Genomic DNA, 12,665 nt, shown 5'->3' with positions numbered 1-12,665 from the left:
AAACGTGGGGAAAATTCGTAAGCTCGATGATGCGTTAGCGAATAAAATTGCGGCGGGGGAAGTTGTTGAGCGGCCAGCCTCCGTTGTAAAAGAGCTTGTTGAAAATGCGATTGATGCCCATAGCACAATCATTGAGGTGGAGTTAGAAGAGGCGGGACTAACGAAAATTCGCGTTGTTGACAATGGAGATGGATTAGAGGAAGAAGATTGTTTTTTAGCGTTTGAACGACATGCAACGAGCAAAATTAAAGATGAGGCGGATTTGTTCCGCATTCGTACGCTTGGTTTTAGAGGGGAAGCTTTACCAAGTATTGCATCCGTCTCGCATTTAGAATTAAAAACGAGCACGGGTGAACGTCCAGGAACGTTTGTTGTGTTGAAAGGTGGAGAACTTATACAGAGCGGTCGGACGAGCAGTCGAAAAGGAACGGATATTATTGTTTCACACTTATTTTTCAATACGCCAGCTCGCTTAAAGTATATGAAAACGATTCATACGGAACTAGGGCATATTGTTGATGTGATGAACCGTTTGGCGCTTGCCCATCCACACATTTCATTTCGTTTGACACATAATGGAAAACAACTGTTTTATACGAACGGAAATGGTGATGTGCGACAAGTGTTAGCTGCGATTTACGGATTTGAGGTTGCAAAAAAAATGGTTGCCATTCACGCTGAAACGATTGATTTTACGATTGATGGCTATGTTTCGTTGCCAGAGGTGACGCGCGCTTCTCGCAATTATATGACAACGATTGTAAATGGTCGATATGTAAAAAATTATCCGTTATACAAGGCAATTGAAGAAGGGTATCATACGCTTCTCCCGATCGGGCGACATCCCATTGCATTTTTAAATATAGCTATGGATCCGCTCCTTGTAGATGTGAATGTTCACCCGGCAAAGCTAGAAGTACGCTTTAGCAAGGAAGGCGAATTAAACGAACTTGTTCAGCACGCTATTCGTGATGTATTTCAAAAAAAGACGTTAATACCTGAAGTGACTGTCTCGCGGGTAGAAAAGCCGAGGACGGAGCAACAAACGTTTTCGTTTCAACATGTCGTGAAAGAATCGAACATTGTTCCACAGCGAACGATCTCATACAGTGAGCTAGCAAAGAAAGCAGATGAGCGAATCGCATTCGAGAAAAACGAAAAACGTGCTAGCGATGTGGATGCGGAGTCACTTAATGTAGAGAGCCTGGAACCACCTCATGTAGAAAAACTCGAAGAAATAGATCAAGAGCGTATTCCACCGCTATATCCGATTGGACAAATGCACGGGACGTATATTTTAGCCCAAAATGAAAATGGATTGTATATCATTGATCAACATGCTGCTCAAGAGCGAATCAAATATGAATATTTTCGCGAAAAATTAGCAACGGCCACAAATGAGTTGCAACCGTTGCTTATCCCACTAACGTTCACTTATTCATCAAGTGAGTATTTGCTTATTGACAGTCATCGTGATGAATTAGCAGCTTGCGGCGTATTTTTAGAGCCGTTTGGTCATAACAGTTTCATTGTTCGTTCCCATCCCCAATGGTTTCCAAAAGGGGAAGAGGCGACAATGATTGAAGAAATGATTCAACAAGTATTAACGATGAAAAAAGTCGATATGAAGCAGTTGCGTGAAAAAGTTGCGATTATGATGAGCTGTAAACAATCCATTAAAGCGAATCAATTTTTACGTAGCGACGAAATATTCGCGTTGCTTGAATCGTTGCGAAAAACGAGCGATCCATTTACATGCCCGCATGGTCGTCCAATTATTATTCATTTTTCTACTTATGAATTAGAAAAAATGTTTAAACGTGTCATGTAAAGAGGATACATTGTTTCCAAGACTAAATTTTTTTCGAAATATATAAGTTGCAATTTTGTTTTACATGGCATTGTTCGCTCTTCTTGTCACCGTGCCAGCTTGTCAGGTGATAAAGACGGAACATGGAGATCGGAAATTCTTTATTACAACCTATATAGATGATAAAATGTACATCGTTTGTCTATAATAAGTGAATGTGAACTAGATTGGAAAGTAGTGGTGTTTTATGGGAGAGAAAGTCGTTGTGTTAATTGGACCAACGGCTGTAGGGAAAACGAAAATGAGTATAGAGTTGGCCAAGCGTTTAGATGGGGAAATTATTAATGGTGACTCGATGCAAGTGTACAGAGGATTAGATATTGGAACAGCAAAAATTCAAAGAGAAGAAATGGAAGGAATCCCGCATCATTTACTTGATATAAAAGAGCCGGATGAATCTTTTTCCGTTGCAGAATTCCAGACGCTTGCTCGATCGCTTATTCAACAGATTACGAATCGAGGAAAACTTCCAATCATCGTTGGAGGCACAGGGCTATATATCCAATCTGTCATCTATGATTACCAATTTTCAAGTGCTCCATCAAATGATTTGTATCGTCAATCGCTAGAACGATGTTCGTCCATTGAACTTTATGAACAATTAAAAAAAATTGATCCGATAAGTGCCGAGCGTATTCATCCAAATAATGTTCGTCGCGTCATTCGTGCATTAGAAATTTACCATTGTACAGGAAAAACGATGACGGAATGGCTAAAAGAACAAAAGCGGCAGCTCGTCTATAACGCAGCGCTTATTGGACTGACGATGGAACGTGAGAAATTATATGAGCGTATTAATAAGCGGGTAGATCAAATGATTGCTCAAGGATTAATCGAAGAAGTGAAACGATTGCATGAAAAAGGTGTACGCGATTGTCAGGCCATCCAAGCGATCGGTTATAAAGAGTTGTATTCGTATTTAGATGGACTTATCACACTAGAAGAAGCTATTGAACAATTGAAGCAAAACTCGCGTCGCTATGCGAAGCGCCAATTGACATGGTTTCGCAATCAAATGCCTGTTCAATGGTTTGATATGACGGATGATACGCTGTTTTCGGTGCGAGTAAATGAAATTTTGCATTGCATAGAAGGAAAGTTTCGCTTTCAGTCGAATATATAGACGTAATGTAGAGAGAAAAGAGGAGGACGAAGCAATGAAAAACACAATAAATATTCAAGATCAGTTTTTAAACCAGTTGCGCAAGGAAGGAACAACGGTTACTGTATTTTTGTTAAATGGATTTCAATTGCGTGGTCTAGTGAAAGGGTTTGACAATTTTACTGTGTTATTGGAAGTTGATGGGAAACAACAATTAATTTATAAACATGCGATTTCCACATTTGCGCCACAAAAAAATGTGAAAATTGACATCGAGTAAGCTAAATCGCTCACCGAATGAGGTGGGCGATTTTTTCGCTAGGCGTTTGTCACGAAATGGATATGAACAGCGTATATTAGTAAAAGAAGCAACGGTGAAGGAGAGGTGACGTCGCCTTGTCAGAGTTGACAATGAAGCAAACGAAAAGTCAAATTAATATCGTACTTAATGCTAAAAACGTCAATTATTTACCGAAAGAAGAAACGGCCAATCGAATTGATTATCATCAACATGCAGTATTGAAAGAGATTCAGAAGGAACTAGATGAGTTAGTTGGACTAAGTGAAGTGAAAAAATTAATTAAGGAAATTTACGCATGGTTATATATTAATAAAGCACGTCAAGCGAACGGATTAAAAGGAAATAAACAATCGCTTCATATGATTTTTAAAGGGAACCCAGGTACAGGAAAAACAACAGTTGCTCGTATTCTTGGGAAGTTATTTTTAGAAATGAACGTGTTATCCAAAGGACACTTTATTGAAGCAGAACGTGCCGATTTAGTTGGTGAATACATCGGTCATACAGCAAATAAAACACGTGATTTAATTAAAAAGGCTCGCGGGGGAATTTTATTTATTGATGAAGCATATTCGTTAGCACGTGGAGGGGAAAAAGATTTTGGAAAAGAAGCGATCGATACGTTAGTAAAAGGAATCGAAGATTTTTCTGATGATTTAGTTGTGATTTTAGCAGGATATCCGGCTGAGATGGATTATTTTTTATCTCTCAACCCAGGATTACCGTCACGCTTTCCATTGATGCTTGAGTTTCCTGATTACACAGCAGAGGAACTTGTACAAATTGCAAAACAAATGCTTCATATAAGAGAATACGAGCTTACTAATGAAGCAGAACGAAAACTACGTGAACATATTGAACAGCTACTGGTAGAGGGGGGCCAAAGGAAGTTTAGTAACGGTCGTTACATTCGAAACTTGATTGAAAAAGCAATTCGAAAACAAGCGGTACGTTTACTACATGAAGGACGCTATGACAAAAAGGAGCTCATGATCATACGAGAACGTGATTTAGTTGTTGAATAAATTGGGAAGGGAAACCTTCCTTATTTTTTATGTACGAAAGAAGGGTTTTCTTTTTATTTCGTAGAATATAGTCTGAAAATAAAAAATATTATCTATATTGATACAAAAAAGTGAGGAGGGATTTTTTTGTACATTACGATCGGAGAGTTATTTTCACAGTCGGTAAGGAAATTCCCGAAAAAAGAAGCGCTTGTAGATATCCGTACAGGACTTCGCTATACGTACGAACAATGGGAAAAAGAAGTGAACAAACTTGCAAACGCTTTCTTAGAAGCGGGAGTCCGAAAAGGAGATCGTGTATCGACCGTGTTATTTAATACGGCAGAACTTGCCACTGCTTTTTTTGCGTGTGCGAAAATCGGCGCTGTTTTTAACCCGATTAATTTTCGTTTACGACCGAAAGAAATCGCTTACATTTTAACGGATGCTACCCCAAAAATCGTGTTATTTGAACAAGCAGTTGAACCACAAATTACAGCCATTCATCATGAATTTCCACACGTTTCTTTTTGGGTCATTGACGGGCAAGCGCCAGCGTACGCTGTTTCCTATCACGGACAAACCCAACGAGCAAATAGCGTGCTTCCAGCCATCGATGTTTCTGAACGTGACTTGTATGCGATTATGTACACAAGCGGAACGACAGGAAGGCCAAAAGGAGTGATGCATCGACATCGCGACATGGTCGAGCAAAGCTTAATTTGTAATTCTGTGATGCGCATTCGCGAAACAGAGCGAGGGCTTGTCACCGCACCGATGTTCCATTGCGCAGAATTGCATTGTTGCTTCCTTCCGCGCGTCCATGCTGGCGCAACAAACGTGATTGTTCATCATTTCGACCCGAAACAAGTATTAACGGTCATCGAACAAGAACAAATTACAATCTTATTTGCCGCACCGACGATGTGGAATATGCTTTTGCAAGAAAAATTGTCCGATTATGATTTATCGTCGCTTCGCATCGGATTATACGGAGCTGCTCCGATGGCGCCAGTGCTTGTGAAAGAATGCAAAGAGCGGTTAGGCATTGATTTAATCCAAGCGTACGGCATGACGGAAATGGGACCAGCTGTGACGTTCTTGTACGAAGATGAGCAGTTAACGAAAGCCGGATCTGCTGGGCGTGCGTGTTTAAACCATGAAATTCGCATCGCCAAACCGCGCGAAGACGAACCGTCTGACCCCGATGACATTTTACCGCCAGGAGAAGTCGGCGAAATTATCGTCAAAGGCTCATGCATGATGGTTGGCTACTACAATCGCGAAGATGCGACGGAAAAAGCGATGTATAAAGGTTGGTATCATTCTGGCGATTTAGGCTACATGGATGAAGACGGGTATTTATACGTTGCCGACCGCGTCGATGACATGATTATTAGCGGCGGCGAAAATGTCTATCCGCGTGAAGTAGAAGACGTGCTTTACGAACATGAAGGCGTGCTTGATGTCGCAGTGCTTGGAGAGCCAGATGCGCTATGGGGAGAAAAAGTCGTTGCTTTCGTCGTCAAAAAAGACCAACAGCTTACCGCTGAACAATTAGAGGCGTTTTGCAAACAAAGCGACAAGCTGGCTCCGTACAAACGACCGCGCGCGTACTATTTTGTAGAGGCACTGCCACGCAATGCGAGCGGAAAAATCCAAAAGTTTTTATTGCGCGAACAAATGAAAAAAATGGCGCAATCATAAGGTGGGGACAACATGGCAACCTATTTGCATGAAGAACATCACATTTTTCGGGAGGCGTTCCGAAAGTTTTTGCAAAAAGAAGCGTACCCGTTTTATGCGGAATGGGAAAAACAAGGAATCATTCCACGGGAGTTTTGGAGGAAAATGGGAGAGAATGGATTTCTTTGTCCGTGGGTAGATGAAGCGTACGGTGGATTTGGTGCCGATTTCGGCTATTCGGTCGTTATCAATGAGGAGTTAGAAAGAGTAGGGGCTAGCCTTGTCGGCATCGGCTTGCATAACGATATCGTCGTTCCGTATATCGCATCGTACGGCACAGAAGAACAAAAGAAGAAATGGCTACCGAAGTGTGTATCCGGAGAACTCATCACCGCCATTGCGATGACCGAACCAGGCGCAGGTTCTGATTTAGCAGGTATCAAAACAACGGCGGTGAAACAAGGCGACCATTATATTGTCAACGGACAAAAAACGTTTATTACATTGTCGATCGGACGAAAGACGTCATTAAAAGCGGCGGGGAATGGATTTCGTCTGTCGATTTAGAAAATGCGCTTATGGCGCATGAAGCGGTATTTGAAGCAGCAGTTGTTGCCGTGCCGCATCCACAATGGCAAGAACGCCCGATCGCTTGCGTCGTAGTAAAAGAAGGAAAACATGTGACAAAAGAGGAGCTATACGACTTTTTACGTCCGCAATTTGCGAAATGGTGGCTGCCAGATGACATCGTCTTTATGAGTGAAATTCCGAAAACGAGTGTCGGAAAATTTTTAAAAATGAAATTACGTGAACAACTGCGCGATTATTTTACAAACGTTCAATAGGGGGGAGTAGGGATGCAAACAATTGCAGTCATCGGTGCTGGCTTAATGGGAAGCGGCATCGCCCAGTCGTTAGCGATGGGCGGAAAAACAGTTTATTTATACGATATTTCTGATGCGGCGCTTGAAAAAGGAATACAGTCCATTCAAAAAAGCCTTTCTCGTTTTGTCAAGGCTGGTAAACTACAAGAACAAGAGGCATCGGCTATTCTTTCTCGCATTCAAACGGAAACGAACTTGCAAGAAGCAGTAAAAGAAGCAGATGTTGTCGTCGAAGCGGTGCCAGAACATTTGCCGCTCAAAAAACAAGTGTTTGAACAGCTTGACCGTTATGCGAAACAAGAAGCGATTTTAGCGACAAATACGTCGGAATTAAGCGTTACGGCGATTGCTGCAGCGACGAAGCGTCCGAGCCAAGTCGTCGGCATGCATTGGTTTAATCCAGCGCCAGTAATGAAGCTCATTGAGATTGTGAAAGGCGTGGCGACGTCCGAGCAGACGATTGAAGCGATTCAACAGCTATCGGAATCCATCGGCAAAGAAACAGTCATCGTAAAAGATATGCAAGGATTTGTGACAACAAGAGCGCTAGCTGCACATATGATCGAATGCATTCGCATGTACGAAGAAGGAATCGCTTCCGCAGAGCATATCGATAAAGCGATTCGCCTTGGGCTGAATTATCCGATGGGACCGCTTGAACTTGCCGATTTAGTCGGGTTAGATACGATGTTGTTTGTCAGCGAAAATATGACAGAAGCATATGGCGACCGGTTTCGTCCGCCACAGACGCTCCGTAAACTTGTCGAAGCAGGGCATCTCGGACGAAAAACAGGCAAAGGATTTTACACATACGAATGAAAGAAGGGAAAAGCATGCGTGAAGTAGTCATTGTCGAAGCGGTACGCACTCCTGTCGGCAAGCGAAACGGGGTGTTTCGCGACAAACATCCGGTTCATTTAGCGGCCATTGTGCTTGAGGAAGTTGTTAAGCGTGCTGGGGTGGAAAAGCAATTGATTGAAGATATTGTGATGGGATGCGTAACGCCGATTGGCGAGCAAGGGTATAATATCGGGCGTTTAGCAGCGCTTGAGGCAGGCTTTCCGATAGAAGTTCCCGCGGTGCAAATTAACCGGATGTGCGGTTCAGGCCAGCAGGCGCTTCATTTCGCTGCGCAGGAAATTAAATCAGGCGATATGGACATCGCGATTGCGGCTGGGGTGGAAAGTATGACAAAAGTTCCGATTTTAAGCGATGGAAACGAGCAAACGATTCCACCGTCGCTCCATGAAAAATACGAATTCGTCCACCAAGGTGTTTCTGCCGAACTGATTGCTGAAAAATACGAATTGACACGAGAACAGTTAGATGCATATGCGTACGAAAGCCACCAGCGGGCGCTTCGGGCGCAAGCAGAAGGTCGTTTCATCGAAGAAATGGTATCGGTCATCGGGCTTGATAAAGATGGGAACGACATCATCGTGACAATTGATGAAGGGCCGCGCCAAGATACGTCGCTTGAAGCGCTGGCAGCATTGAAGCCGGTCTTTAAACAAAACGGGAAAATTACTGCTGGGAACGCAAGCCAAATGAGCGACGGTGCGGCGGCGGTGTTGCTCATGGAGCGGGAAACAGCGATTCGACTCGGTTTGAGGCCGAAAGCAAAAATTGTCGCTCAAACAGTTGTTGGCTCTGATCCGACGTACATGCTAGATGGTGTCATTCCGACAACGAAAAAAGTATTACAAAAAGCGAATCTCACAATGGACGCTATCGACCTCATTGAAATTAACGAAGCGTTCGCGTCTGTCGTCCTTGCTTGGCAAAAAGAAATTGGCGTTTCACTTTCCAAAGTAAATGTCAACGGTGGTGCGATTGCGTTAGGTCATCCGCTTGGGGCAACGGGTGTGAAACTGATGACGTCGCTCGTTCACGAACTCGAACGACGAAAGGGGCGCTACGGCTTATTAACGATTTATATCGGGCACGGCATGGCAACCGCGACCATTGTCGAGCGGTGGGGACAGTAAAAAACAGGGGACGGTATTTGGGTCCCCTGTTTTAATTCCCTAATTTTAATGATTTATTCGGCAATTTCCAGTTATATGTGTACGATAAAATGCGCAACGCGGCAACGACAACAAACAATACATACAGGCTAATTGAGGAGTGTGCAATGCCTGTTCCAACCGCAACGCCAGCTACAATGGCCCAAGCAGCATAAATTTCATCACGTAATACAAGAGGCTTTCTTCCTGCTAATACATCGCGAATCATTCCGCCTCCGCTTCCTGTTAGTACAGCAGCAACAATAACTGCGCTTAATGGTCGATTCATTTGAACGGCATATAGTGCCCCTTGAATGGCGAAAGCTGAAAGTCCGAGGGCGTCGAAAAAGTTGCCCCAACGTTGCCAATGCGGCAACATTTTTTGCGGGAATAAATAGACAATCGTCATCGCGATAAACGCAATCAAAAAAAGTGTTTGTTGTTGCCATAGAATGGATACAGGTACGCCGATTAATACGTTGCGTACAGCACCGCCGCCGAATGCCGTTACAATTCCGAGGATGTACACACCTAAAATATCGTATTCTTCTTCCATAGCAACAATGGCTCCGCTAATCGCAAAGGCGATGGTGCCAATCATACTTAATACTTCCCAAGTCATGATCGTAATCCTTTCTGTGATGTCACATTACGTTAAAATTTTATGTATAAAATATGAAAAAATCAACGGCCATTTTTCAACCATAGCACTTTTAAATGAGATTTGTTATGATGAGAACAGATGTTCAACAGGAAAGAGGGAAAATATGCAAAAAGAACGAGTAATTATTGTTGGGTGTCAATTACCGCATGTTGATGATGAACGATTTTTGTATTCGATGGAAGAGCTTGCTTCCCTCGTTCATACAGCAAACGGTGAGGTCATCATTAGTCTGTCGCAGAAGCGGGAAACGGTTCATCCAGCTACTTATATTGGAAAAGGAAAAGTGGAGGAACTAGTGCGTCTCGTGGAACAATTTGAGCCAGACGTCATTATTTTTAATGATGAACTGTCGCCAAGTCAAAATCGAAACTTAACAAAGTTGTTAAACGTGCGCATCATTGACCGAACGCAACTTATTTTAGATATTTTCGCAAGCCGCGCGCGCTCAAAAGAAGGAAAATTGCAAGTTGAGCTTGCACAATTACAATACATACTGCCACGCTTAAGCGGACAAGGAACAGAACTTTCCCGATTAGGTGGCGGAATCGGAACGAGAGGACCAGGGGAAACAAAGTTAGAAACAGACCGTCGTCACATTCGTCGCCGAATTGACGAAATTAAAGCACAGTTAAAGGCTGTTGTTGAACATCGAGGGAGATATCGAGAGCGGCGGAAAAAAAATGCTGTGTTTCAAATTGCGCTCGTCGGCTATACAAACGCAGGGAAATCGACACTTTTTAACCGACTAACGAACGCCAATGCTTTTGAAGAAAATTTATTGTTTGCTACATTAGATCCGCTCACGCGCAAATTGGTGTTGCCAAGCGGTTATACGGCGCTTTTGACGGATACGGTCGGTTTCATTCAAGATTTACCAACTACTCTTGTGGCAGCGTTTCGTTCGACGTTAGAAGAGGTGAAAGAAGCGGATTTTATTTTACATATTGTCGATTCATCGAATCCGGATTATATTCAACATGAACAAACCGTTTATCGTTTACTTGAAGAATTGGAGGCGACGACCATTCCAATCGCTACTGTATATAACAAACGTGATATCACTCTTCCAAGCTTTGTTCCAAGCTCGAAAACAGACTATATATTAGTAAGTGCGTTTAGTGAACAAGATGTACAAAAGCTGCGCCGATTTATTGAAACACACATGATCGAAGCGATGGAACGTTACGATATAGCGATTCCTGCATTTGAGGGGAAAATGCTCGCACAGCTAAAATCAGAAACAATTGTGCAGCACATATATTACAATGAACAAAGTGGCATGTATGAATGTAGCGGCTACATATTGTCGGAACATCCATTACTGTTACAACTAAGAATATACAACAAATAGAAAGGGGCTTGCTATGTTTGAGCATTTAACACATGGAGAAACGATTTCTACACTTGTCAAAGAAATTGAGGCACAAATCGCACCGATTCATCAGGCGATTGATGCTCGCATTGATTATAATCAATATCGTGTACTGCAAAGTTTTCGTCGTCATCAAGTGAGCGATGCACATTTTATTCCGTCTACAGGGTATGGCTATGATGATATAGGACGTGACACACTTGAAAAAGTGTATGCAGACGTATTCGGTGGGGAAGCGGCGCTTGTCCGCCCACAAATCATTTCCGGTACACATGCGATTACGATCGCGCTGTTTGGTGTGTTACGTCCGGGGGATGAATTGTTGTATATTACTGGAAAACCGTACGATACGCTAGAAGAAATCGTCGGCATTCGCGGCGAAGGAATCGGTTCGTTAAAAGAGTTTCATATTGGTTATAACAGCGTGCCGCTTACTTCAGAAGGAAAAGTTGATTTTGAAGCAGTCGAACGAGCAATCAACAGTCGGACGAAGATGATCGGCATTCAACGTTCAAAAGGATATGATCCTCGGCCTTCGTTTACAATTGCTGAAATCAAACAAATGATTGATGTTGTTAAAACAATTAAACAAGATGTTGTTGTTTTTGTTGATAACTGTTATGGTGAATTCGTTGAGGAGCGAGAACCATGTCATGTTGGTGCTGATTTAATCGCCGGCTCATTGATTAAAAATCCAGGTGGTGGATTAGCGAAAACAGGAGGATATCTCGTCGGTAAAAAAGAATATATCAATATGTGTGCTTATCGTATGACCTCGCCAGGAATTGGTGCGGAAGCAGGCGCCTCTTTGTACAGTTTGCAAGAAATGTATCAAGGCTTTTTCTTGGCCCCCCATACCGTTGGACAAGCGTTGAAAGGTGCCGTGTTTACTGCAGCAATGCTTGAACGAATCGGAATGAATACGTATCCGACGTGGGATGCGAAGCGTACGGACTTGATTCAGTCCGTGCAATTTGATGGAGCAGAGCAAATGATAGCGTTTTGTCAAGCCATTCAATTCGCCTCCCCTGTCAATTCGCATTTTACTCCATATCCGAATTACATGCCGGGTTATGAGGATGATGTCATTATGGCGGCAGGGACGTTTGTACAAGGGGCAAGCATCGAGCTATCAGCCGATGGACCAATTCGACCACCGTATGTTGCGTACGTACAAGGGGGTCTCACGTATTCGCACGTGAAAATTGCTGTTTGTATGGCTGTTGACCGATTGCTTGAAAAACGATTAATTCAATTATAAAATATTTCAGAAAAAAATATGTAATGAAACGTAACATTTCATTGACATATAAACTAACATATAATAAAATAAAAATACGTATTACGTAAGGAGGGGTCGACATGAATAGTCAAATTCGTCGCTCCATGCCGTTGTTTCCAATTGGCATCGTTATGCAGTTAACCGATTTGTCAGCACGTCAAATCCGCTATTATGAAGAACACGGTCTTGTTTCACCTGCTCGTACGGAAGGCAATCGTCGGTTATTTTCATTTAATGATGTAGATCGCTTGCTTGAAATTAAAGACCTCATCGAGCAAGGGGTTAATTTAGCGGGGATTAAACAAATTTTCGCCTCACGTCAACAACAGCACTTTGAGACAACGCCATCCGTTTCACCAAAAGTGGTGAAGCAAGATTTGTCAGAGGCAGAGCTACGCAAATTGTTGCGTACCGAATTAATGCAAGCGGGCCGTTTTAATCGTGCATCGCTCCGCCAAGGGGACATCGCTCGCTTTTTCCATTAAGAAATTTAT

Annotated in this window: 11 protein-coding genes and 2 pseudogenes; 12 read left to right on the top strand and 1 reads right to left on the bottom strand. The window is 42.8% G+C overall.

The window, feature by feature from the left end; genetic code table 11:
- The first annotated feature begins 4 nt into the window (after positions 1-4).
- The 9 genes and pseudogenes from mutL (at position 5) to BM213_RS04825 (ending at position 8,835) form a co-directional block, all read left to right on the top strand.
- The gene (gene mutL / locus BM213_RS04865; RefSeq protein WP_091701539.1) at positions 5-1,831 is read left to right on the top strand and encodes a DNA mismatch repair endonuclease MutL; all 1,827 of its coding nucleotides are present in this window, start codon (positions 5-7) and stop codon (positions 1,829-1,831) included.
- A 226-nt stretch (positions 1,832-2,057) separates the two neighbouring features.
- Positions 2,058-2,993 carry a tRNA (adenosine(37)-N6)-dimethylallyltransferase MiaA gene (gene miaA, locus BM213_RS04860; protein WP_091701537.1) on the top strand — a complete coding sequence of 312 codons (936 nt, stop codon included), beginning with the start codon at positions 2,058-2,060 and terminating at the stop codon, positions 2,991-2,993.
- A gap of 34 nt (positions 2,994-3,027) precedes the next feature.
- Positions 3,028-3,252 carry an RNA chaperone Hfq gene (gene hfq / locus BM213_RS04855; RefSeq protein WP_091701534.1) on the top strand — a complete coding sequence of 75 codons (225 nt, stop codon included), beginning with the start codon at positions 3,028-3,030 and terminating at the stop codon, positions 3,250-3,252.
- Positions 3,253-3,368: 116 nt separating this feature from the next.
- Positions 3,369-4,298: a stage V sporulation protein K gene (gene spoVK, locus BM213_RS04850; protein ID WP_091701531.1), complete on the top strand. Its 930-nt coding sequence runs from the start codon at positions 3,369-3,371 to the stop codon at positions 4,296-4,298.
- A gap of 126 nt (positions 4,299-4,424) precedes the next feature.
- Positions 4,425-5,984 carry a fatty acid--CoA ligase gene (locus tag BM213_RS04845; RefSeq protein WP_091701529.1) on the top strand — a complete coding sequence of 520 codons (1,560 nt, stop codon included), beginning with the start codon at positions 4,425-4,427 and terminating at the stop codon, positions 5,982-5,984.
- A gap of 12 nt (positions 5,985-5,996) precedes the next feature.
- Positions 5,997-6,476 (top strand): annotated as a pseudogene (locus BM213_RS04840) (acyl-CoA dehydrogenase family protein); the annotation flags it as partial.
- Positions 6,467-6,808: pseudogene (locus BM213_RS04835) on the top strand (AMP-binding enzyme); the annotation flags it as partial. The pseudogenes BM213_RS04840 and BM213_RS04835, both read left to right, overlap by 10 nt.
- A 12-nt stretch (positions 6,809-6,820) precedes the next feature.
- Positions 6,821-7,666: a 3-hydroxyacyl-CoA dehydrogenase family protein gene (locus BM213_RS04830; RefSeq protein WP_091701526.1), complete on the top strand. Its 846-nt coding sequence runs from the start codon at positions 6,821-6,823 to the stop codon at positions 7,664-7,666.
- 14 nt (positions 7,667-7,680) lie between these two features.
- Positions 7,681-8,835 carry a thiolase family protein gene (locus tag BM213_RS04825; RefSeq protein WP_091701598.1) on the top strand — a complete coding sequence of 385 codons (1,155 nt, stop codon included), beginning with the start codon at positions 7,681-7,683 and terminating at the stop codon, positions 8,833-8,835.
- Between the two features lie 31 nt (positions 8,836-8,866).
- Here the strand turns inward: BM213_RS04825 and BM213_RS04820 are convergent, their stop codons facing one another.
- Positions 8,867-9,475, bottom strand: a complete 609-nt coding sequence (locus BM213_RS04820; protein WP_091701522.1) for a trimeric intracellular cation channel family protein — start codon at positions 9,473-9,475, stop codon at positions 8,867-8,869.
- Between the two features lie 145 nt (positions 9,476-9,620).
- Here BM213_RS04820 and hflX point away from each other — a divergent pair, with 145 nt between their 5' ends.
- The 3 genes from hflX (at position 9,621) to BM213_RS04805 (ending at position 12,656) form a co-directional block, all read left to right on the top strand.
- The gene (gene hflX / locus BM213_RS04815; RefSeq protein WP_091701519.1) at positions 9,621-10,868 is read left to right on the top strand and encodes a GTPase HflX; all 1,248 of its coding nucleotides are present in this window, start codon (positions 9,621-9,623) and stop codon (positions 10,866-10,868) included.
- Positions 10,869-10,881: 13 nt separating this feature from the next.
- Positions 10,882-12,150 (top strand): methionine gamma-lyase family protein, encoded by a 1,269-nt coding sequence (locus BM213_RS04810; RefSeq protein ID WP_091701516.1) that lies wholly within the window; start codon positions 10,882-10,884, stop codon positions 12,148-12,150.
- A 101-nt stretch (positions 12,151-12,251) separates the two neighbouring features.
- Entirely contained in the window at positions 12,252-12,656 is a 405-nt protein-coding gene (locus BM213_RS04805) for a MerR family transcriptional regulator (RefSeq protein ID WP_091701514.1), read from the top strand.
- The last annotated feature ends 9 nt before the right edge of the window (positions 12,657-12,665 follow it).

It is taken from the genome of Anoxybacillus pushchinoensis (assembly GCF_900111795.1).
GTDB lineage: Bacteria > Bacillota > Bacilli > Bacillales > Anoxybacillaceae > Anoxybacillus > Anoxybacillus pushchinoensis.
This window is presented reverse-complemented; position numbering and strand designations above follow the sequence as displayed.

Bases quoted from the DNA above. Each gene is read 5' to 3' on its own strand.
- miaA (WP_091701537.1), top strand. From the start codon at position 2,058: ATGGGAGAGAAAGTCGTTGTGTTAATTGGACCAACGGCTGTAGGGAAA.
- hfq (WP_091701534.1), top strand. From the start codon at position 3,028: ATGAAAAACACAATAAATATTCAAGATCAGTTTTTAAACCAGTTGCGC.
- BM213_RS04830 (WP_091701526.1), top strand. From the start codon at position 6,821: ATGCAAACAATTGCAGTCATCGGTGCTGGCTTAATGGGAAGCGGCATC.
- BM213_RS04825 (WP_091701598.1), top strand. From the start codon at position 7,681: ATGCGTGAAGTAGTCATTGTCGAAGCGGTACGCACTCCTGTCGGCAAG.
- BM213_RS04820 (WP_091701522.1), bottom strand. From the start codon at position 9,475: ATGACTTGGGAAGTATTAAGTATGATTGGCACCATCGCCTTTGCGATT.
- hflX (WP_091701519.1), top strand. From the start codon at position 9,621: ATGCAAAAAGAACGAGTAATTATTGTTGGGTGTCAATTACCGCATGTT.
- BM213_RS04810 (WP_091701516.1), top strand. From the start codon at position 10,882: ATGTTTGAGCATTTAACACATGGAGAAACGATTTCTACACTTGTCAAA.
- BM213_RS04805 (WP_091701514.1), top strand. From the start codon at position 12,252: ATGAATAGTCAAATTCGTCGCTCCATGCCGTTGTTTCCAATTGGCATC.